This window comes from Stenomitos rutilans (assembly GCF_059505485.1).
The window spans coordinates 409,978-433,041 of the sequence record NZ_JCACKR010000090.1 but is presented as its reverse complement, the minus strand read 5'-3'; the positions used below and the strand labels follow the sequence as shown (position 1 = coordinate 433,041).

Sequence of the window (23,064 nt, the reverse complement as noted above, 5' to 3'; positions counted from 1 at the left end):
GCTTATTTCTGTTTGGTTAGCAATAGACCAGTCTGTTCCATCTCTTTAAAGGATGCTTGAAGAGCCGACTGACTGAGTGGTTCCTGCCCCAGATACCAGTCTAGATATTGGATTAACCCATCCTTAAGCGAGGTGGGTATCCACGGCCCAAAGACGGTTTTGTAGTGGCTCATATCTGCCACTGCATGACGGATATCTCCTACTCTAAAGCGTCCCGAAACAGTATATTGTGCAGGTTTACCAACAATTTCTGAGATTGCTTGAACCACATCCAGTAGCGTTACAGCTTGACCCATACCAATGTTAATCACTGTGTTTAACGGTTTCTCACAAATTGCACATTTAATTACAGCCTCAGCCACATCCCCCACAAAGACAAAATCGCGGGTCATCAACCCATCTTCAAAGATTTCTAGGGAATTACCCTGAGCGATCGCATTAGTAAAGATACCGATAATACCCGTGTAAGGGTTACCCAGCTCTTGCTTCGGTCCGTAAACATTTTGAAAGCGCAATGTAACTAAATCGATATTTTGGCTTTCACAGTAGCTTTGCAACAACTGCTCTTGCCAGAGTTTGGTTAATCCATACACAGAAGTAGGCTTCGTGAGGTGGGTTTCTTGCATAGGTACTGCAGTCAAAAGTTCACCGCTACTGCTACAGACCTCCCAAATTCCTTGTTGTAGGTCTTCTAGGCAGCGCCCCTTAGGATAGTGAATTGCTTCGCCATCCGTATAAGCGCCATCTCCGTAAACTGCACGACTGGAGGAAAGAATAATACGGCGTGGCTTCTGCTCTAACGATGAAATGAGTTCTAACAGCTTAGCGGTACCATTGGCATTGTGCTGCACATAGCGACTGATCTCATACATTGATTGTCCAGTGCCCGTTTGGGATGCCAGATGGATAACAACATCTGTTCCCTCAATAGTTGCTTTGTATGCTTCTATGTCTTGGACATCTGCCTGAATGCACTTTGCCCGTTCTTTGATTTCAGGTGCAAAGCCATGCAATTTCCGATGAACCTGCCTGTCCAGCAGATCAACTACAATGATTTCTGCATCAGGTGGCAGCTTTTCTATTAACCACTTGCCAATAAAGCCAGCACCGCCAGTAATTAGAACCTTCATAAAATTTTCACTCCTACCAAACTGTACCTTAACCTAGCTAATAGTTCTTTAGTTGAAAATGACTGATATTTAATTCATTAAACTGGTAGTATTTGATTCTCAGAAAAACTCTTCTAAGAAAGTAGTAAGGGAAGAATAGAAGCGTATTTGCTTGCTCAACAAAAAAGGGGAACTTAGATTCTTCTTCGTGTGGAATATCAGTTTTGATTGAAAACGCATCCAATATTTCTCCTGCTGGCACCCTAAAGCCCCTTCGATGAACATTCATGTAGTTTGAGTCGTGAACCACCTCGACCCAGGCTGGCTTACACAAAATCTTTTTGGCAGATTGACAAACTTCATAAAGCTCCTTATGCGGTCTGCAAAGGCAAGTATTAAATGAATCAGGATTGTACCGTTCAATAAGGCTAATAAAATGGCTAGCAACCTCAAAGTCAAAATAGGCTTTGCCATTACACAATTGGTAGCCAAACATGAAGTTCACAGTTTCGCATTCTTGTTGGTTGAAGTTCTCTTGAATCATTTGAACGTAATCTTTAGCAATTGCGTCGTCATTATCCAGCCAGGTTGTGATGAGGTACTTACAATCATCTGTGACAACCGCACGGACAATGTCTCTGGCTCGATCTGGAAACTGACCGTAAGGAAGCGGAAAGTCTAAATATAAAGGCACAAAATTCTGCCATTTTTCAGCATAATCCGAAATCTTTTGTTTAAATGCTTCAGGTGTATCAGCATCAAAGAAAACCAACCATTTAAAGTCTTGATTCGTTTGATTATAGACAGACGGGTAACAGAACTGGTCGAACAATCTGAACCTGTTTTCGAGCCAAGCAGGATCGCAACCAGGTCTAAGCTCTGGAAAGCTTCTCACGTTGAATTTGGTTAGAAAAAAATGATTAAACTGTCCCATACTTCATTTCACCTGACGGATTAACGACTTTACAATTACTGCCGCATAGTTCCAACTGAACCAAACTGAGGCACTGAAGCCATAGGTAGCGGAGTAATAGGCTTTACAATTAGATAGCAATGAATATTTACAACTTATATCTAAAACGTATCACACTTGTTTAAGCTCGTCGATTCTACAGCCCACACTTGTTGAGATCTTGATATTTCTCTTACGACAGGATGTTTAATGCCAGAATGGTTAAATCCTTCTTGCCAGTGCTGTTTAAATTTAATTAGACTTTCAAGCTACTAGTGCCTTATTTTAAGAGCATTGAGCTGAAGGTACGTTGATTAAAATGACCTCGTAGGGTTAAGCACTTAATAGAGTTCGTTATTCATACATGAGTTAACTAAGCATTAATTTTTTACGGGTGAGTGAATAAAATTGCGGCTAGCCAGCCATTCAATCGATCGTTGGCAGCCTTCGTGAAAAGAAACAAGTGGTTCATAACCTAGAATTTCTTCTGCTTTCGTAAACGGCAGCTTGTATTGTGACTGCTGTAGAATTGCCATCATTTCATTCACTACAGGTTGTCGTTCAAAATTGGAAGCTGCTGATTCCGTTAATTCACCTGAACGCGGCTCTTTTTTAGAAAGTGTATGCTTTGCTACTTGTTTAAAGTCATTTGGAATAGAAGCAATCAGCTTTTGTATAACAGTCGAGTTCCATACCGATCCTAAAGCCTGCTGCTTCCAGCTGTGGGTAAATTGGGGCACGTCAACGAGAGGGATCTGATCTGGGTTTATTCCCAAATATTCAGCGAAGGGGTGATAAAAATTGAACCATGTTATCAATTCTCGATCGCCAACAAAGAAGGCTTCGCCGTCTGCATTTGGTTGTGTCAAAGCTAAGCGCATAGCATGAACTAAATTGTCTACATATACTGTGTTACAAATACCTTGACCTCCATTGATAAAGTAAGCAGTGCCATGAACAAGCTGGTCAGCCAGTTCCGTGATCCAACGTGAGCGGGGTCCAAACACAATGCCTGGTCTAAAAATGACAACCTCAACTGATCCGCTTTGCCGTAATTGCAGCAGTTTTCGCTCGGCATAAATTTTAGCAGTGTGGGTTAGAAACGGTTGTTTCTCAATCAGTGGAGTAGACTCAGTTGTACCAGGAACTGGAGCAGACGTGTGAACAATCATCGAACTTAAATAGATGACGCGACGCACTCCAACCTTTTGAGCAGCTTTATAAGTGGGCGTAATGCTGCCACGAATGAGCCCAGCACTACCTAAGATCGAATGAATGACGACATCGCATCCTTCAAAGGCAGCTTCTAGCGAAGCTTGATCAAACGAATTGGCAATGCGATAGTCTGCTTTGTGTGTTAAGCGTTGAACGCTAGCAGCAGAGTGAACAATTGGGCGAACTGTGATTGTCTCTTCTGCATGAAACAACTCGACTGCTCGATTACCAACAAACCCACTCGCTCCCACAACTCCAATTCTCATCATTTCATCTTAGTCATGAAAGTTGGCATCTACAAAAGCATGCGCGTCAAGTTGATTGCTCATTGCATCAGTGTTTTGATGTGATCAGCCAATCTCAAAGAAAGGGCAATAATTGTGAGCGTTGGATTGGCATAGCCAGAGGTTGGAAAGACAGAGCAACCCGCTACAAATAAATTTTCGAGGCTGTGCACCTTACAATTCGCATCAACAACCCCCTGCTTTGGATCACCATGCATTCGGGTTGCGCCCATGTGATGATGCATTGCAGTTTTTTCAAATTTTAGGTCTTCTTTCTTTCGAGCAAACTCCAATGTACCAAATCCGGCATGAGCAAGTTCCTCTGCCCAAATTTCTTGAACTCGCGCAGCGTGCTTCACATCGATCGGGTTGAGTTGCCAATGAATTTCGGTTTTCTGTTGACCAAGGCAGTCGCGCTCTTGGCTTAGCGTAACGCGGTTATTAGGATCAGGTGCTTGCTCAAGTTGATAGAAAATTTCAAACTTTGAAAACCGCCGTTTTTCTAAAGGAAGATATGACCAATCACCACGTCGGAACGCTGGCAATCGTCTAATCGCAGCCCAAAATGCTGCTGCAAGGATATAGTCACTACCACGCACCGCCATTTGGAATTGCTTGGATGCATCTGTAGTCAGTCGCCTCTGCTGGATAGATAGCACTAATGACTTCAGTGCATTAATCGCTTCGCGTTGATGCTTTAACGGTCTAGGAAATATCTGTGCCCCGTTATTCATTAGACGCTCTTGGCGCATCACAGCTTCGCTCAGCTTCACTCTTGCCATCACGGGCACACCATTTACGGGATAGATGTCATAGAGAGCTGTCTGATCAAGCAGTCTAGGGCTAAAAGGCACTAGCTCCAGGCTCAGGATAGGGCGATCCATAAAAAAGCGACCGACCAAATCGTTTTGATTGCCTAAACCCGCTGGTTGCTGCTGGTTCGATAGAAGCAGTAAGCGTGCGTTCTCCATGCCTCCAGCCGATAAGATAAAGATTTTTGCAGTTAGCCAGAACTGCCGATTTTGTAGGTTGGCAATCCGTAGACGCGTGATTGCTTGCGTAGTATTGTCAGCCTCAATCTCAACCACATTGGCATAAACGATGGTGGTGATATTCGAAGTGCGCTTAATCTCTTCTGGATATTCGTGAGTGAATGGGTCTCTCAGCCCATACTGACTCATGGTTGTAGTGACCCGATCGCTTTTGAAAGGAAGTGGTACAGCACGGTCTACTTCCCAAGCATCCGTGCTGTAAGCGAACGGTCCAATTTGGCAAACCTGATGTGCTCGCTCGTAGAACGGATTGAGCTCAGCTTTAGTAAAAGGCCACCCACTATAGGGAAGCCAATCACGCTGCTCAAAATCGATATCATCTAGAGGTAAGCAGCGAAAACCTGATTGATTGTAACCGTTTGGTCCTTCCCAGCAGTGTGAGGTGCCGCCAAATTGGCGGCGACGAGTCTCAGAAATTTCTGGATACGGATCGCCAACAACAACCCCATCACAAAGCGATTGTGTATCTTGATCGAACTCAAAGCCACCGCTTTCTACCAAACACACCTGAAAATTTTGATTGGCAAACTCGCGCGCCAACGTTATACCTGCGGGACCAGCTCCGACGATACAAACGTGGGTTTCAAGGATCTCACCTGGAGATAATGATCGAGCGTCAATAATCATTAAGCTTCTTTAGAGATATACAACTTAGAGACATATAACAATAAAGCTCTTTGGCTCTATGCCGCGAACCTCCTACCTGACACAGCCTGTAGCTAGCGATAGCTAACAAACTGCTGTCTCCCGTAAACCACTACCAAGTTTCGCGCAGACCACTACTTTCTACAGCAAGGCGAAAAACTATTTAAACCTCTCTAGTCTCATCTTTACTGTTTTTTTATATTCTATCAACTGAATTTAAAGCTGGGTGACGCAGCTCGGCTCACCATACGGTCCGTGCAAGTAAGCATAACTGGCAGTTTAAATTGCGTGCAAGCTGAATAAAGCTGATGCAAAGAATAATAATTTTGCTTGTATTTCTCCCGGCTCAGCTTCAAAGTAGTGATACTGGTCAGCGGAAGTCTATTGAAAAATGGAATTGAACCTGCAGCAAATTGCAAACTAGGAGTAGCGGGATAGCTTCTACGTGTTTGAAGTTAATTCTAATCTTGCTTAGGGATGCCTACTGGGATTTTGTTCTCACATTTTTGCCTCAAGCGCTGAAGCGTGCGATTGTTGTGCAAACGAGCCAACACAAGCTTGTGAATGCACAGCTTCATTGCAAGCAAATGATCTTAGAGTATTCCGTGAAGGTTTGACCTATGCTTCCATGTGCGCCCGTTCTCTTACCTGTCGAACCTGCAAAGGTGACATACCCCCAACGCCTCCGCCTCATTGCTGGTACCGCCAATCCTCCACTGGCTCAGGAAATTGCACAATCCTTGGGAGTTGACCTTACTCCGGTTGTTTGTAAACGATTTGCTGATGGTGAGATTTATGTGCAGGTTCAGGAATCAATCCGTGGGTGCGATATTTTCCTGATCCAACCCACTTGTAGACCTGTGAATGATCATTTAATGGAGTTGATGGTTCTGACCGATGCCTGTCGTCGAGCATCAGCCCGCCAGATTACACTCGTTATTCCTTACTACGGCTATGCTAGAGCTGATCGCAAAACCGCCGGTCGAGAATCTATTACTGCGAAACTAGTTGCCAACTTGATCACACAGGCTGGAGCCGATCGCGTCCTCGCTCTAGATCTGCATTCAGCTCAGGTACAGGGCTTTTTTGATATTTCGTTAGACCATCTGCACGGTGGCCCTACTTTGGTCGATTATATCCAGAAGAAGCAACTCTGTGATGTTGTGGTAGTTTCCCCCGATATTGGTGGAGTTGCTCGTGCCCGCGCGTTTGCTAAACGGCTCAATGATGCACCATTGGCGATCGTGGATAAACGACGCCAGGGACACAACCAAGCAGAAGTCATGAATGTGATTGGAGATGTACAAGGCAAGACTTCCATTCTTGTCGATGATATGATCGACACTGCTGGTACTATTAGCGAAGCAGCAAAGATACTCCAACGGGAAGGGGCGAGCCGAATCTACGCCTGCGCAACCCATGCACTCTTTTCACCCCCCGCGATTCAACGGGTACTAGCCAGTGGATTGGAAGAGGTAATTGTAACGAACACAATTCCGATTCCAGTGGAAAAGCACTTTCCTCAACTGAAAGTTTTGTCAGTGGCGACACTATTGGGTGAAGCTATTTTCCGCATTCATACTGAAAGTTCTGTCAGTAGCCTGGTCAATTAAGCTAAGCATCAAAATAGTGAGGCCTCTTCGTGTACGACTGACTGCCATTCAGCTCTTTTTCACCTCAGAGCTATGAAGAGCGAAGCTGGAGATAAAGCCAAACTGCCTGGTAATTATTCAAGGCTTAATTAAGTAGCGTTCCGTCTTTCGGTGAGAGAAGAGCATATTGGCTCGTTTTAAGTAAAGGTGACTTACTAAAGTGCCTAGAGCAAGGCTGCTGCTGAGCAGTACCGTGAGTATGGCTAAGTTCATAAACCCGATCGCGAAGCCTAGACCGATGCTGGAGCCTACCGTTGCAATAAGCAAAACCGTTGTGATAGCAATGGCTTTGGGGTTGTCGCCGACCATTAGCTTTTCTACTGTCATACCAGCCATCACTCCAGTGACAGCGCCATTCATGGCCCCTGCCCCTGCACTTAAAATTACGACAGCCCCTGCTGCTGTGAGATCACTGGCAAGTGCCTCTATCAGAGCCACAGCTCCTACTCCTAGTGCAGCCAGCGTGCAAGTTGTAGAGCCAGTACGCCCCCCTGCCGATCGCATTAACCAGGCTGCAAATTCGAGACCGATCGCGGTACCGACAACAGCCCCAAAGCCAGCCATAGAAACTGACTTCTCAACTGTACCCATACTCAGAACAACTGAAGCCACCAACCAATTCACGATAAGAGTAGCCGCCCCTAGGAGCAGCAAAAGACCTTTGGGTAGATGGGAAAATTTCGCAGGCGCTGCTGCTGTCTGAATTTGAAGATTGAGCGAATAGGTCTTTGCGAGGGTGTTGGTATGCAGCAGCAGCTTACGGTGATAGGTTTTTCCTGCCATGAGCTTGCGAGTATCTACCGTTACCTGGCATTCTACCTGATTGTCTGCGAAGGCGTCAGGGGTAACGGAAAGCCAACAGTAGTGAGCGGTGGGAGGATCATGCGGATGCGGTGCGATCTCCCATTTTCCTTCTAAAAGGGTTTCTGGGATAGGGTTAGTAAGCATGACCACTTGAGTCAGACGATCGCCTGGACAAGCAGCATGAAACTTTAAGGTTGCTTGACTAAACTGAGCATCGGGAGGCCGTAGAGGGGATGTAGGCGTAGCTGCTAATGCCGCTAGCGCATTGGGGAAGCGCTCTTTCAAACGCGGTTCTACCATTTTCTCTAGCCAGTTTACCCACTTTAGGTTGAGCGATGGCACTAGGTGCTTGAAGCTAACACGATAGCTAATATCAACGAGATCTCCAATGCGGTCAGATTTTGTACCAGTCAGCAGACAAATCAATGTCATACCTAACCCATAGAGATCTGAGGCTTCTGTCAGTTGCCGATTAAACAGTTGCTCTGGTGGCATGAATCCTAGCGTTCCTTTGACCACACTGCTTACACCAACATCTTCCCCACCGACGCGCGCAAAGCCGAAATCGACTAAATAAACAGCGCCGTTTGCGTCGAGAAGAATGTTTTCGGGTTTAATATCGCGGTGAATGACAGCAGGGATCCGATTCTGAAGGTAAACCAGGATTTCTAGCGCTGCGATCGCGATACGTCGAATATCTTCTGGGTTAAAGCTACGGTTCTCTGATAAAGACGTGGCATGTTTGTACTCTTGCACCATGCAAAAGCCATTGGGAGTTTGGAATGAATCGATGTAGTGAGGAATGCCCGGATGATCAAGTTGCTTTAAGAATTGAATTTCGCGATCGTACGCATCGTATTCTGCCCAACTCGCCCCTGTTTTTGCAAACTGAAACTGTTTGATGACAACGTTCTTCTGAGTGCGCGTATCTTTTGCCAAATAGGTCACTCGACCGCCGGCACGATTATGACCGAGTTCCCTCTCAATTTGATAAGACGTATTAGAAAAGGCTGGAGAGTCACTCATGTGTATTGCCAAGCTGTACTAAGTAAATTGAACTCATTCTGTTGCGTAAAGTTTACGTGAAATTTTGGGAAATGCACATATTTCTCCAATTGTTCTCTAAGTAGGTATGTGTAATATCTAAAATGGACGTAGGTCGGGGTGAAGCATAAAACCCCTAGCGCAGCCATGCCAAAGGGTTTACATCTGCATGGGCAATGCTACCGCTTTTTTGGGGATGCCAGAAGGCTTTACCATCATAAAATAGTGGTGCCTTCCTACTTAAAAGATTTAGCTGTGTTTCCCCAAGCATTTATAGCTTACAGTTCCAAGTCTTCAGTTTCATCATGACATCAATGGGAGGATGTTCTAGCTCAGACGGACTTCGCTGCCGAAACCGATTAGTAATAGCATAGGAAACTAGACCCGTATACTCTCGCAATAGCACTGGAACACTACGTTCAGGCTCCCAATAAGAAGGCAAGGGACTTGTGTGAGGAATGACGGTGAATCCAGAGGCCCGAAACGAGAGTACCGATCGCAACATGTGCGGTGGATCAGTAATAAGCAAAATCTTTTGTATGTTTTGAGGACGTAGTACAGCGGCTGTAAATAAGGCATTCTCTTCAGTTGTTTGAGAGCACCGCTCGCCGTTGAGCGCTTGAGTGGCAATACCGTTGTTTTTCAGTTGTTCAATTATAAATTCGGCATCTAACATACCGCTGGCAAAAATTTTAGGAGACCGCTTTTCACGCCAGAGCTGTTCAGCAATTTCAACCCGGCGGTTACGAACGCCGTCACCACGACCTAAAACAACAATTGAATCCACAGGCTCTCCTGAGTCAGGCGGTAAAGACGCAGTTAAACCCTGAGTTACTAACGATATACCGAGAGGGGAGGTTACTCCCAAATAAATCACGATTAGAATCGCGATCGGTCTCAGAAAACGATGTCTATAACGGCGCGAACTGATGAGCCAAATTACTCCAATTAATGTCAAAAGTATCAGTACTTTCATAGCAGAAACGTTTCGTTACTCTTTCACGCTTTTTACGTCCATATATTCTTTAAACAAAGATTCTAGAAGTCTTTATCCTTGTGGTTACTGGGCTTTAATCCCCTGCTGACTTTACCGCTGTCTCGGTGACTTCATCAGCCCGCTTCATGGCCTCTGAAGAGCCATAGCGATGATAGGAGTTGTACATGGTTGGAATCAATTCTTTCGACCCATTAGCCACAACTCCAAGGATCTGGATAGAGGTTGGTTTGAGTGTTTCTAAGGCCTGCGTTACTACTGATGCCTTTGCTTTATCTAAACCAACAACCATCACAATGCCATCGGTTCGGAGTGCTAGCAACTTGACATCTGCCAATCCTAAAATAGGAGGCATGTCATAAATGACTAGGTCATAGGCTGCGTTAAATTGATCTATTAATCCCTGCATTTTTTTGGACGAGAGCAGTTTTGTAGGATCTGGAGGCACTTGACCAGAGGTTAAGACAGAAAGATTGCTATCTAGAAGCGATTTCTGCACAACGCGCTCAAAATCCAGGTCTGAGGCAATGACTGTGCTAAGTCCAGCACCATTTTCTAGGTCTAGACGGCTATGCAGTTGAGGCAAACGCAAGTCAGCATCTACTAGCAGTACCCTCTGACCCAAAGCAGCAGCGGCTTGTGCGAGATAAATTGCTGTAGTGGACTTACCTTCGCCAGGTGTAGCAGAACTAACGACGAGTGAGCGAATGCGTTCATCAGGATTGAGCAGAAGAATATTGGCGTAGAGCGATCGAAACGCTTCTTGAAAGGGCGAGGCGGAATAGTAACGTGGGCTTTTGCTGCTGTTGAAACCTAAGCGTTGCCGCATTTGATGCACTAGACCAGCCATATCAGTTAGAGAACTAACTTTATCCAAAGGAATCAAGGTCTCTAAAGCAGCCAACTCTGGATTGAACGGAATGACGCCCAAGATGGGTAACTTCGTTGTTGTTTTAACGTCCTCTGACGTATGGAGTACATTGCTGAGTTTGTCTAGAAGCAAGGCGATGCCAATTCCTACCAGAAGCCCTAGAATTGCTCCTAATAAAGCAGTACGCTTCACATTGGCTGAAGACGGAATCGGTTCTGTAGGTGGTGTCAGGAGTTGCCAGGGGGTCTTTCGCTGCCCAGCATCAATGCGGAGTGCTTCTCGCTTGGTCAAAAACTGATTCAGGTTTTCAGTCGCGATCGTAAGTTCCCGTTGAATATCCACGTACTGACGGGAAATCGCTGATAGCTGTTTCACTTGCTGATTTAGCCCGGTTGAAGTTTGAGCTAAAATTCGGCTTCGAGCTTCTAAGTCTCGAATTTTGCTCGCTACTTCTTCCTGTACCCGCCGCCCTTCTCGTTGCAATAGGGGAAGGAGGTTTTTTTCTTGAGTTTGCAGCACTTGAACGTTTGGGCTTTTGTCTAAGTACAAAGACGATTCAGCTGCTCGCTGGCTTTCTACTTCTAAAATTTGGTTTAGCAATTTTTGATAGCGGGCATTGTCACTCAGGGCCGTGGAAGCCGCAGAATCATCTGTTTGCTGTTCTAAAGCTAAGCTCAGGTTCAGGTAAAGCGCACGCGCTTCGTTTAATTTGACCTGCGTGTCGAGCCACTGCTGGCTGATAGTCGTTGTTTGTTCTGTAAGCTGTTTTCCCTTGGACTCCGGATCGATGAGATTGTACTGCTGACGGAAGCCCTGAAGTTGATCTTGAATGGCTTCAACGCGTTTTTGAAGTTGAGGAAGCTGAGCGTTGACAAAATCAATCCCTTGCCGAACATCTGCCAGGCGTTCTTCCAGGCTGTATCTCAAATAGGCATCTGACACTAAAGACAAGATTGCCTTGACTTTATCAGGATTTCCATCTTGATAACTCACACTTAGAATTTCGCTAGTGGTGGTTCCTGTAACGACCAGCCCTGCGGCTAAAGAGTCCGCATCAATGTCTGGATACTTAAGCTGAAGCTGCTTGGCGATCGACGATAAAATGATCGGACTTTTTAGCAACTTTAATTTTGTTTCATCGATCCCTTTTGCTTCAGCCGATTGTTGCTGTTGTTGTTCTTTACTCAAGCTTTGAGGAACGGACGAAATTACCTGGTTTTCAACGGTTACAGGCTTGGTTAAAATCTCGAAGCTGGACTGATAAAGTGGCTTGCTGGTCAAAGCTTTCAGTAAAGCGAGTGACGTAACAACGGTTGTAACTCCAGCAATGATGAAAATTCTGCGGCGCAGAGTCGCGACCACTTGCCCCAGGTTCAAGCCGCCTTCGTCCACATCATCCGTTTGGGCTGAATTGGCTAACGGCAACCACTGAAAGCGTCTACCATTCTCTGAGGTTGCCAATGGTTGAGAGGTTCGTTCATTCTCCATTTTGATGATCTCTACACGTACTGACTGGGGCCCGCAAGTATTTATTGCTTGCTAGATGATAATCTGGATGCGACTATCTCACACTGAAAGGCAACTTTGATTCGAATACGATACAGTTTGACTCCTTCGCAACTCTATTGAGTAAAAATTCTAAAGATGCTGAATACAGAAAGAAAGCCATTCACAGGGTTTAACACAGAGCCTAAGTTGTCAGAGAAGACTGTAAGTGCAGAACGGTTGACGACTACAATGTCATCGTTGCGGAGTGCGGGGTTTCCCTGCTCGTCTAACCCACGAGCAAAATCTATAGCGATCGTTCGCCGAGTTACAGTGCCATCTGTATTGAGCCGCACTAACTCAACGCTTTTCTGTTTGGCACGAATATTAAAGCCCCCTGCCGCAAGTAAAGCTTGATTAAGCGGCGTATTTGGGGGCACCTTGACCACGCCTGGCTGTTTGACTTCACCTACCACATTGACGCGGATACTGTCGGGCGAAAAGCTGGCAGCAGCAATTTGGGTTGATTCTGCGGCGGAGAGTGCTGTGGCTGTTGGAATGACAACTGTATCTCGGTCTTGCAAGATCAGATCTTGGTTAAGATCACCCGACTGCAAAAGCTGCCAAAGATTGATGCTGATGATTTGTTCGACCCCATTACGGGCAAGGCGACGTACCTGAATACGACGAACATCTGCCTGGGGTTTGATACCACCCGCTACCTGAATGGCGCGTGTAATAGTTGGGGGGCGTTCACTACCACCACCGCCTGTCTGACCAGTTTCACCAGCGGCACCAGTTTTGGCGGAGGCCGTTACGGTGTATGGACCAGGGCGATAGACTTCTCCAACGATCGCAATATTGAGCGGAACACTCTTATCAGCGGCAAAACTCGCGGCTGACAGTTGAACAGATTCTGCCAGATTGGTCTGCGTTACAGTCGGAATATAAATGCTGTCACCGCTGCGGAGGGTAATATCGCGACGGAGGTTGCCTGTTTGAAGAAAATCCCACAGGTTAACTTGAATCACCCGGTTGGTTCCTGAGCGCAACAGTCGGCGCACTTCTACTTTACGCAGATCAGCTATCTGGGTGATGCCACCTGCTAGTTGAATGGCACGCGTTACAGTTGGTAACTGCGAACCACCCTCTCCGGGTGGAATGGTGTACGAACCGGGACGATTGACTTCACCAGCAATGCCAACTTTGACTGCCGCTGAGGTGAGGAGATTAACCGTGACAAACGGGTACCTGAGGACGCTAGCATACTTTGCTGAGATTGCTTCTGCGGCCTCTTTCAAGGTCATGCCTTGAACGGATACATACCCTACTTGAGGAAGGTTCAAGGTACCATCCACAAGAACCTGATTTTCGCCGCTGTACTGAGTCACTTTGAAGACATCGATGCGAACTCGATCGCCCGGTGCGAGAGTGTAAGCATCATTGAACTCAACAGCGTCGGTATTCGAGTTGCCTGAAGCAGTCGCTGGACTACTATTCACTTGTGCGGTTGCGGTGTAAGGAGCCACAATCAGCATCAATGACAGCAGGACTAAGCCAGCCATCGACGGAAGTAAGCGGTTGCATTGCTTATAAGGAACTATCTTATAAGGAACTGTATGTCCCATGCTTCTCATGTATCCGGGTAAGAAAAATTGCTCTCATCGCTTGCCGCTCATAGCATTTGCCGCTCTTGTCACTTGCTTTTGCCAAGCACAAGGGGCATCAAACTGAACAGTCTCATGGCTTGTTTTGCGTCAGTCTCCTGCAGTTAGTTCCGTAGTGCTCAGGTCGAAATCAGGTCTCCGTCATCATAGACGCAGGTTCGTTTTATCGCCTGAGTCTCTATCGTATCTTCACAAAAAAAGAGCTTTTTGCTTTTGCTAAAGGCTAACCTATCAATGAGCCAGCCGTAAAACCTTCGACGATCGCCACTGTCAGTATTCCCAGAAGTACGAGTGCCTCCCGGAAAATCGCCTTAAAAGGACGCCAAGGTGCTAAAAAGGTGTACTGAACAGCATGAGAATCATGATCGTGTCCAGGTACAGTAGTGTATTGGGGTGGCTTGAGGGTGTATTGTCTTGTAAGCACAGGACAGGGTGGCTGAAGTTGGATGTAGCTGTCTACCGACTTCAGTTTGAGCAACCAGCGCTTAAGGTCGGTTTTCTAGGCGTTTAACCAATTTGGCGTAATAGTTCATGCCCCTGTTTCTCTGCTCTCTCTCTTGGGCATATTGAGCACAGGAAATCATTGAGATACTGGACTTATGAGCCACGTTCAGGATGTGGAAGCTGCCTTCTTTTTCCAGAAAGGGCTTTATCTAAATAAACAGAAGGATTTTGGCGCTGCTGTTGCCAGCTACGATCGCGCGCTACAACTCCAGCCCGATAACCCCGATGCTTGGTATAACCGGGGCAACGCTCTATATCATCTGGGACGCTATGAAAGCGCAATCGCGAGCTATGACCAAGCGCTGGACTATGAACCGGGTTTTCCAGAAGCCTGGAATAACCGAGGCAGCGCTTTAGACGACTTGCAGCGATACAGTGAGGCGATCGACAGCTACGACCGAGCGATCAGATTCAGACCAAGCTACTACTGGGCCTGGTATAACCGGGGCATTTCACTACGCAATCTGGGGCGGTATGATGATGCTGTTCTGAGCTACGATCGCGCCATTGAATTCAAGCCAGACTACTACTGGGCTTGGTATAACCGTGCCTTGGCGTTACGAAAACTCGATCACATTGAAAAAGTTGTCGCCAGTTATGACAAGGCGCTAGAGTTTAGACCTGATTTTGAAGAAGCCTGGACGAACCGAGGGAATGCTCTTTACCATTTAGGGCATTTAGAGGCAGCACTCAGAAGCTACGACAAGGCCCTGGAACTGTGCCCCAACAGTCCTCATACTCTTTACAACAAAGCCTGCTGCTATGCACTCCAAGGCAACCTTGATCTGGCGCTTGAAAATTTGCAGCTTGCCGTTGCGCTAAACCCAGACGAGTATCGTGAAATTGCTCGAACCAACTCCGACTTTGATGCCCTTCGGGAAGACGAGCGGTTTTCTGCCTTGCTCAACGAGCGCGTGTAATCCAGCTAAGCTTTTAGCTAAACGGTACGGGAGACCTTTATAGGTATTTCTCTTCATCAAAGCTCTCTGGCTATCTCATATCTGGTTAGCTGCTTGCAATAGCTGGCAGCCTATCTCGCTTTTCTGTGCCTGCTACTATCCACTCCGGAACTGGTTACACGGGTCGATCGACTGTGTACAGAGATCGCCTTCAGCCCGTATCTATCTTGTGTGTCGCCTACAGGTAGAGGCCCATCCACCTTGTGGAAACAGCGCGTTTAAGCCCTGTGACCCTGTGACAGAAATGTCTTAGGCTTTAGGTCTCTGTCTGTGGCTAGTGGTGAGAGGGCTGTAGGTAACACATGCTGTTGGTCTCTTGATGGAGTATGGCTCTGTCATGAGGTTGCTCATATGCAGGTGTCGGTTCAAGGCATCTCCGTTTGCAGCATAGGACTTAAGTAGGGGTTGTGGGATGTCTGGCAGTCCTTAAGTGAGCGTTCTAAATCTGGATTAAAGTCGCTGGTTGAACCTTGCATTCGGTAATACAGTCTAAGAAAGGTACAGATTGTTGCTGAAGCGTCGATCGCGCGTCGATTGATTGGAGTGATTGACTTAAGCATCTTTAGTTTTGAGCAGCGTGCACAACGGCTAGATGGGGAGAGCAAGCTGGTGAAGAATCTGGTCAAACGTGGAATACCGAAATGGGCGGCAGGGCTGTTGGTTTTGGCTCTGATTTTAGGCGGCGGGTTTGTTGTCTTTAATCAAATGACAGCGGCACAGCGACGAGAGATGAGACGCCAGGTGCAAAGCGCATTGGTAGAGCGTCAAACTCTACCAGTAACGATTTCAGCTAATGGCTCCGTGCTGCCTGAGCGATCGGCGAATGTGAGTCCCAAGTCGTCTGGTATTTTGAAGCAACTGCTGGTCAAAGAGGGCGATCGAGTGGAAGAAGGGCAGATTCTCGCCTATATGGACGCTTCTAACTTGCAAGGTCAATACACGCAAGCTAGAGGGCAATTGGCACAGGCACAGGCCAACCTTGATAAGACTGTTGCAGGTAATCGTCCTCAAGATGTTGCCCAAGCTGCTGCACAACTGGCAAATGACCGAGCGGCGCTGGCATCGGCAGAATCGACGTTTGAGCAAAACCAGCAGCTATTCAGGGATGGGGCGCTGGCACAGCGAGATCTCATCACCTCTCGTGCGAGTCGTGATCAAACCGCAGCAGTGGTGCGAAAATCGCAGCAGGCGTTAGATTTACAAAAGGTGGGGTCTCGACCAGAAGATGTAGCAACCGCGCGTGCACAGGTCTTGAGTGCGCAGGGGGCGCTGGAAACCATTCAAGCAGACCTAAACGACACGGTTATTCGCGCGCCTTTTGGTGGCATTGTCACTAAGAAATATGCTGATCCGGGTGCCTTCGTTACGCCTTCAACAGCGGGTAGTTCTGCGTCTTCAGCCTCCGCTTCGATTTTGGCCCTGGCTTCAACCAACCAGATTTCAGCAAACGTAGCTGAAACAAACATCGCCCAAATTAAAGTCGGTCAGCCTGTCAAAATCACAGTGGATGCTTATCCCGGTAAGACCTTTGATGGCAAGGTGCTTCAAGTCGCAGCACAGTCAACCGTGACGCAAAACGTCACTAGCTTTGAAGTAAAATCGTCTGTCTCTGATCTTGCAAACCTTCTGCGCTCTGGGATGAATGCTAGCGTCAACTTCGACGTTGGCACTTTAAACAATGTGCTGGTCGTCCCTACGGTAGCGATCGTGCGTCAAGACGGGGTGAGTGGCGTACAGGTAATTGGCGGTCAAAAGGGAAGCCGTCGTCCTGAGTTTCGCCCCATTACAACGGGCATATCGACGGATGATGGCAAAACGGTCGTGCTTTCTGGGCTGCAAGAAGGAGAACGGGTGTTGACGAGTTTCCCACAGGGCGATCGCCCCCAGTCGAGAACGCCCTCTCTCTTCCCAGGGATGGGTGGTGGACGCGGCGGCAATGGCGGTGGCGGCGGTCGTAGCGGTGGTAGTGGTGGTGGCGGTGGCGGTGGTCCCCGTCCCCCTGGTGGCCCTCCTTAAGAGGCGTACACATCCACTTTAGGAGGTTTTATGGCACAGCTTACGCGCATTCACCCCACTAGTGTTTCCCTGCTGGAAGTCCTCACGATGTCGCTGGAGGCATTGTGGAGTAATCGGCTTCGCACCGGGCTAACTATGCTAGGCGTAATTATTGGGATTGCCTCTGTCATTACGGTTACGTCTGTTGGACAAGGGGTGCAAAAGGCAACGGAACAGCAGATTCAAGCGCTGGGTACGAATGTGATTCTTGTCCTAACGGGCGTGGCACGCACGGGTGGCATCAGCCAGGGAACGGGTACCGCTTCGACCGTCACTTGGGAGGATGCGAAGGCGATCGCCAAACAAGCGCCCGCCGCGCAGGGTGTGACGGCCTACTTACAGCGTGGTGTACAGGTCGTATATGAAGGACAAAACGACTCTACAACGCTCTTGGGCACAGATTTAAGCTATCCCGATGTGAAGAATATCCACCCGCAAGAGGGACAGTTTTTTAGTCAAGAAGATCTGGATAGTGACAGGCCGGTTGCTGTGATCGGCAGTACCATTCGAGACGAACTTTTTGGTGCCCGTGGCAAGGCGATCGGTACCCAAATCCGCGTTCAAAGCGAGCTTTACAATGTCATTGGAGTGATGGAAACGAAGGGATCGGTTGGCGGACAAGACCAGGACGATCGCATCTATATTCCCCTGACTAATATGTCGGCTCGTATTGTTGGCAATAACTCACTCAACGGTACGGCCGTCAGTGGCTTTTGGGTGCAGGCGAAAGATGCTGCAACGCTCGATGCCGCGCAATTTCAAGTCACTAACTTGCTACGAATTCGGCACAACATCTATCCGCCAGAGCCAGACGATTTTCGCATTACCAATCAGGCCGATATCATTAATGCCTTCAGCAATATTGTGGGGCTATTTACCGTGATGGTGAGCGCGATCGCGGGCATTTCGCTCGTCGTCGGCGGCATTGGCATTGCCAACATCATGCTCGTTTCGGTCGTGGAGCGCACCCGTGAAATTGGCGTTCGCAAAGCTGTCGGAGCGACCAATAGCGCGATCCTGAACCAGTTTTTGACCGAAGCGGTGATGGTGTCGATCGCAGGCGGCGCGCTTGGTATTGGCTTAGGTATTGGCATTGCCTTGCTTGCTGCCACACTGTTCAAATTTCCTTTTGTTATCTCCGTCTGGTCGATCGTCGCAGGCTTTGGACTTTCCTTCGTCATTGGGCTTGTAGCAGGCGTAATTCCTGCTCGCAATGCCGCACAGCTTGACCCGATCGCGGCATTAAGAAGTGAGTGAAGAAGTTATTAGTTGTTAGTTGTTAGTTGTTAGAAGTTAGGAGTCAGTCTCTAGTAGGATGTGTTAGCGTAGCGTAACCCATCAATCCTGGTAGCTGATGCGTTAATAGTGGTGAGCATCACTGTAAGGGGTACTTTAGAACTGTATAAACTACTCATTGATGTAAGAGAACCTACACATGCTAGATGCTTTTGTTAACAGATTATTGAATTGGTCCTCACTAACGCTGCTTGTTGTTGTAGCAATCAGCTTCTTTTCTGTAGTCAATCTAATGAGGCAGACGATAAGAACATTGGATAGAGCTGATTGGTCAGTTCTAGAATTAGCTGCATATACATTTCAAAAGGCTCCGGAGGGGAATTGGAATGTCCTTGTTCTTATAGCTTCTAGCGTTTGGTTATACAGTAGGCTTGTTGGTCTCTCTAGGTATGATTGGAATCTCACTTCACTAAGCTTAGCCTTTGTTGGAAGTGCATTGATGTTCTTCATTTTAGTTTGTGCGGCAGCGTTTACAAAATGGACAGCTTCTAATCAGATGGAATGAGAGTTGCGCTACATATATGGTCTAAACATAAGAATTCTCATACAACTTTAGCTTGGGTTGCAAGCTGCTCAACTTAGCCTGTAATGCTCAAAGTTAACTAAGAACTCAAAACTCAAAACTCAAAACTCAAAACTTTCACTCCTTACCCCTCACTCCTCACCCATCTCCTTCTCTATGGCAACGATGATCTGGATGGAAAATATCACCAAAACCTATCGATTAGGTGATATTGATGTGCCTGTACTCAAGGGCATTGATCTAACGATCGAGGAAGGAGAATATGTCGCCATCATGGGGGTCTCTGGTTCCGGTAAATCTACCTTGATGAATATCATCGGGTGCCTCGATCGACCCAGCGGTGGGCACTATGTGCTGGAAGGTCGTAACCTGACGACGTTGAATAACGATGAACTGGCGTTTATTCGCAATCAGCGGATTGGCTTTGTGTTTCAGCAATTTAACCTGCTGCCGCGATCGACTGCGCTGGACAATGTGATGCTGCCAATGGTTTATGCTAGCGTCTCAAAGCCGCAACGCCAAAAACGGGCAATGGAAGCGCTAACCAGAGTGGGGCTGGCAGAACGACTGTCGAACCGTCCCAATCAGCTATCAGGTGGGCAGCAACAGCGGGTCGCGATCGCCCGTGCTCTGGTGAACCGCCCTGCATTGGTGCTGGCAGACGAACCGACCGGAGCGCTCGACAGTAGAACGTCTCAAGAAGTGATGGACTTGATGACTGATTTGAACCGACAGGGGATTACGATCGTCATCGTGACCCACGAACCAGACATTGCTGCGCAAACGAGCCGCACGATTCACGTGAAGGATGGTTTGATTGTCTCCTGAGAAACGCAGTGATTGGGCGGCCTGTAATTTAAGCTAATGTGAGGCACAGTCCACAAACTATAGTAATGAGCAGCAAAATTGGTCGTCCTGCAAGCATCTGGATAACGCAAGGTTTACTACTTCTCATGCTTTTCCTTGGCCTAAGAGCAGTGAGCAATTCATTCCAGGTTTGTCCAAGCTCTGAATCTGAGACTTGCTCAAACGATTCAACTCAAAGGATGTTTGAACTTATGATTACTGGCGGTTACTTAACGTTAGCAGCCATTGGCTTATGGGGATTACAGCGAAGAAAAAAATATGGAAGGTGGATCGGTATCCTCTTTTGGGCTGGATTTGTAGCGATTCTACTTAGCAGTGATAGTTCAAGAATGGTCTATCACTTTATACTTCACGGTAGCCATGATTTACCAAAACTGTATCCAAAGTCATATTATAAAGACTTTCCGATGAATCGCTTTTATCCAACTCATGCTGGATTAGTGATTGATGCTCTTGCAACTATTTCTGTCAACTTATTGTTTGTCGCCTTGGCTGCCCATTTCTCGTTGGCAAAAACTGTCCAGCAGTTTTTTAGTAGTCATGAATAGCGCCAGTGGAAAGATTTCATCTTGTTAATTACTCAAGCAATATTCAACGGTTTAAAGTCTGCTGTGCCGTCAGCGCTAACTGCTTCAAGCTGCTTAAATTGGGAGCAATCACATGGTTTTGAACGTATTGAGAGGCGATCGTCAAATCAGAACGATGCTGTCTTTCCAGTTCAGACGGAGATGAAGGCTCAACGTCCTTGAGCCACAGTAAGTACTCAACATTGCCAGCAGGCCCTAGTAAGGGCGACCAGGTAACACCGTGATAGTGCCAGCCCAATGCCTGCGCTGCTTGCAAAACCTCTAGAATTGCCATCGCCTGATCCTGGGCATCGCGCACCACGCCGTTTTTGCCTACCAAAGCGCGTCCCACTTCAAACTGAGGTTTGACTAGCAGCACTACCTCACGCGGTGACTGAAGCAGTTGCCATAATGCAGACACTACCTTTGTTAATGAGATAAACGAAACATCGACCACGCCTAAATCGGCAAAGCGATCGCCACCATATAGATCTGTGGGTGCAAGATAACGTAAATTGGTGCGTTCTCTCAGCGTGACTCGCGGATCTTGTCGCAAACTCCAGGCAACCTGTCCGTAGCCCACATCCACTCCGTAAACGTGCTTTGCCCCTGCTTGCAACAAGCAATCCGTAAAACCACCCGTCGAAATACCACCATCCAAACAGATGCGATCGACTACAGAAATGGCGAAATGCGCGATCGCCTTTGCCAGTTTCTCACCCCCTCTAGAAACGTAGGGCGATCGTTGCTTCACCTGAATCTTTGCCTGCAAATCAATTTCCGTTCCTGGCTTATCCACCACCTTCTGATTCACCATCACCTCTCCAGCCTGAATCAACCTTTGCGCCTGCTGACGAGTGTCGCAAAGGTCAAGTTCGACAAGCAAGGTATCGAGACGTTGTTTAGGCATAGAGAAAGGCGAGGGAAAATGAAATTTGTTCTCTAAGTAACTGAACGTAATTAAGTTGAAGATGCTGTTGGAGGCGAAGCGCCCAAACCCCTCTTTACAATTAATTGTGGCTACCTACTTAAGAGGATGTCTTAAAAGTTTTGCGGGGTCAAATTTTATGCCAGTCGCCTTACCATGAGCCGGATCATCGCGAGGTCGATCAAGGTCTTCGAGGTTTCCGGCAATAATTCATAGTCTCTGACTAAGCGCCGTGATCCCATTAACCAACCAAACGTGCGCTCCACGACCCAACGCTTTTTGAGTAACACGAAGCCCTTCGTCTGCTCCGGTCGCAGTACCACTTGCACGATCCAACGGCAAACGTCCATCACCCATTGCATCAACGGTGCGCCGTCAAAGCCAGCATCAACCCAGCTCGTCTGCAGACAAGACACCGCTTTGTCCATCTTTTTGACCCGTTTGAGCACCTGTTTGCTGCCTTCGCGCTCACCGACGTTGGCAGCAGTCACTAAGACCCGCAGCACCAAACCCAACGTATCGACGCTCAAAAACCGTTTCCGTCCCTTGAGCAATTTGCCACTGTCCCATCCGACAGACGCACTGACCATCGCAGCACTTTTCACACTTTGACTGTCGATGATGGCTTCCGAGGGACTCGGTTGACGCGCCTGCTCCACTCTCATACCAATTTGAATTGAAAATGCGACACATCCTGTAGGGGCAAGGCAATGCCTTGCCCCTACCCACCGATTGATCTGTAGCCGTCATTCTTTAACTCGGTATCACCCACTCCCGCAAGTGGTCATGGATCTTGATCCAGGTACCGTCCTTGCGCCAGTTGCGGAAATAGGTATAGACGGTCTGCCAAGCGGGAAAGTCTCCTGGCAATGTCCGCCAGCAACACCCTTCACACAGCAAGTAGAAAATGGCATTGAGCACAGCCCACAGAGCGACAGTACGGGGACGACCACCCGGTTTCGGGGTTGGCAGCAAGTCATTGAGCAAGTCAAATTGGCTGGAGTCAGATTGCTGGGATATGCTTTACTCATGTGGCTCTCTCGGTGCTGGACGTAGTCTTTGCAGCGTACACCAGAGAGCTTTTTTACTGCCAAGCTGACTTCTAAGACATCCTCCAAAAGCCCAGTAGTACAGGTGCCAAGATGTCGCAAAAGGCGTCAAACTGGACTGAGGAAGGCCCATCTTGATGAAGGACTTCTGCTTTGATGGCAAACATGCCACCAGCACCACCACTCATGGCCTGCTGTCATTTCGGTTGCATAGCGTCGTACAGCGCAGTCCGGATAAGGGTTACTTAATCAGCAGTGAAGGGTTTAATGCGAACACGCTCTACTGGACAGTTCTTAAGGTTGCGGTAGGGATTACTTGGCAGGTAGTTCTCATCTACTAGCCACTTACCAGAACGTCTCAGGCAACTGATGCGGTTATTATAGGTTCGGAGCTAAGTGACTCCAGCAAACAGTAGTGCCCTTATCGCTGAAAGTGGTTGACTCATCATGCAGCAGGGTCCATTCCGGTTTTGAAGCTCAATCTTGCGCGTCTCTACTTACCTTCCACATACATTTCTGCACACGTAAGTAGATAGGGAAGCT

The 23,064-nt window shown here is 47.5% G+C and carries 16 protein-coding genes and 1 pseudogene; 7 read left to right on the top strand and 10 right to left on the bottom strand.

Annotated features, from left to right (window positions below):
* Positions 1-2: 2 nt before the first annotated feature.
* The 4 genes from AC5JLP_RS18030 to AC5JLP_RS18015 all read right to left on the bottom strand — a co-directional run bounded on the left by AC5JLP_RS18030 (position 3) and on the right by AC5JLP_RS18015 (position 5,239).
* Positions 3-1,130 carry an NAD-dependent epimerase/dehydratase family protein gene (locus AC5JLP_RS18030; RefSeq protein WP_496069316.1) on the bottom strand — a complete coding sequence of 376 codons (1,128 nt, stop codon included), beginning with the start codon at positions 1,128-1,130 and terminating at the stop codon, positions 3-5.
* 37 nt (positions 1,131-1,167) lie between these two features.
* A complete protein-coding gene (locus AC5JLP_RS18025; protein ID WP_496069315.1) occupies positions 1,168-2,043 on the bottom strand; it encodes a glycosyltransferase in 876 nt (291 codons plus the stop codon).
* A 398-nt stretch (positions 2,044-2,441) separates the two neighbouring features.
* Positions 2,442-3,545 carry an NAD-dependent epimerase/dehydratase family protein gene (locus tag AC5JLP_RS18020; protein ID WP_496069314.1) on the bottom strand — a complete coding sequence of 368 codons (1,104 nt, stop codon included), beginning with the start codon at positions 3,543-3,545 and terminating at the stop codon, positions 2,442-2,444.
* Between the two features lie 56 nt (positions 3,546-3,601).
* The gene (locus tag AC5JLP_RS18015) at positions 3,602-5,239 is read right to left on the bottom strand and encodes a GMC oxidoreductase (RefSeq protein ID WP_496069313.1); all 1,638 of its coding nucleotides are present in this window, start codon (positions 5,237-5,239) and stop codon (positions 3,602-3,604) included.
* Between the two features lie 638 nt (positions 5,240-5,877).
* On the opposite strand from AC5JLP_RS18015, the gene AC5JLP_RS18010 reads away from it, so the two are divergent.
* Entirely contained in the window at positions 5,878-6,870 is a 993-nt protein-coding gene (locus AC5JLP_RS18010; protein WP_496069312.1) for a ribose-phosphate pyrophosphokinase, read from the top strand.
* Positions 6,871-6,987: 117 nt separating this feature from the next.
* Here the strand turns inward: AC5JLP_RS18010 and AC5JLP_RS18005 are convergent, their stop codons facing one another.
* The 4 genes from AC5JLP_RS18005 to AC5JLP_RS17990 form a co-directional block, all read right to left on the bottom strand.
* Complete coding sequence (locus tag AC5JLP_RS18005; protein ID WP_496069311.1) at positions 6,988-8,739, bottom strand: protein kinase domain-containing protein; 1,752 nt, start codon at positions 8,737-8,739, stop codon at positions 6,988-6,990.
* Positions 8,740-9,028: 289 nt separating this feature from the next.
* Positions 9,029-9,544, bottom strand: coding sequence for a YdcF family protein (locus tag AC5JLP_RS18000; protein WP_496069310.1), 516 nt, complete (start codon positions 9,542-9,544; stop codon positions 9,029-9,031).
* A 283-nt stretch (positions 9,545-9,827) separates the two neighbouring features.
* A complete protein-coding gene (locus AC5JLP_RS17995; protein ID WP_496069309.1) occupies positions 9,828-12,110 on the bottom strand; it encodes a GumC family protein in 2,283 nt (760 codons plus the stop codon).
* Between the two features lie 134 nt (positions 12,111-12,244).
* The gene (locus AC5JLP_RS17990) at positions 12,245-13,735 is read right to left on the bottom strand and encodes a polysaccharide biosynthesis/export family protein (protein ID WP_496069308.1); all 1,491 of its coding nucleotides are present in this window, start codon (positions 13,733-13,735) and stop codon (positions 12,245-12,247) included.
* 638 nt (positions 13,736-14,373) lie between these two features.
* On the opposite strand from AC5JLP_RS17990, the gene AC5JLP_RS17985 reads away from it, so the two are divergent.
* From AC5JLP_RS17985 to AC5JLP_RS17965, 5 genes are all read left to right on the top strand, one after another.
* On the top strand, positions 14,374-15,198 hold the full coding sequence (locus tag AC5JLP_RS17985) for a tetratricopeptide repeat protein (protein ID WP_496069307.1): 825 nt from the start codon (positions 14,374-14,376) through the stop codon (positions 15,196-15,198).
* 582 nt (positions 15,199-15,780) lie between these two features.
* Complete coding sequence (locus AC5JLP_RS17980) at positions 15,781-17,253, top strand: efflux RND transporter periplasmic adaptor subunit (RefSeq protein WP_496069306.1); 1,473 nt, start codon at positions 15,781-15,783, stop codon at positions 17,251-17,253.
* A gap of 30 nt (positions 17,254-17,283) precedes the next feature.
* Positions 17,284-18,549, top strand: a complete 1,266-nt coding sequence (locus tag AC5JLP_RS17975; protein WP_496069305.1) for an ABC transporter permease — start codon at positions 17,284-17,286, stop codon at positions 18,547-18,549.
* Between the two features lie 718 nt (positions 18,550-19,267).
* Entirely contained in the window at positions 19,268-19,939 is a 672-nt protein-coding gene (locus AC5JLP_RS17970) for an ABC transporter ATP-binding protein (protein ID WP_496069304.1), read from the top strand.
* Between the two features lie 65 nt (positions 19,940-20,004).
* Complete coding sequence (locus AC5JLP_RS17965) at positions 20,005-20,526, top strand: hypothetical protein (RefSeq protein ID WP_496069303.1); 522 nt, start codon at positions 20,005-20,007, stop codon at positions 20,524-20,526.
* Between the two features lie 43 nt (positions 20,527-20,569).
* Here the strand turns inward: AC5JLP_RS17965 and AC5JLP_RS17960 are convergent, their stop codons facing one another.
* Both AC5JLP_RS17960 and AC5JLP_RS17955 read right to left on the bottom strand, forming a co-directional pair.
* Entirely contained in the window at positions 20,570-21,454 is an 885-nt protein-coding gene (locus AC5JLP_RS17960) for a TlyA family RNA methyltransferase (RefSeq protein ID WP_496069302.1), read from the bottom strand.
* Positions 21,455-21,609: 155 nt separating this feature from the next.
* A pseudogene (locus AC5JLP_RS17955) lies at positions 21,610-22,503 on the bottom strand (transposase).
* Positions 22,504-22,658: 155 nt separating this feature from the next.
* Here AC5JLP_RS17955 and AC5JLP_RS17950 point away from each other — a divergent pair.
* Positions 22,659-22,862 (top strand): hypothetical protein, encoded by a 204-nt coding sequence (locus AC5JLP_RS17950; RefSeq protein WP_496069301.1) that lies wholly within the window; start codon positions 22,659-22,661, stop codon positions 22,860-22,862.
* Positions 22,863-23,064 lie beyond the last annotated feature (202 nt).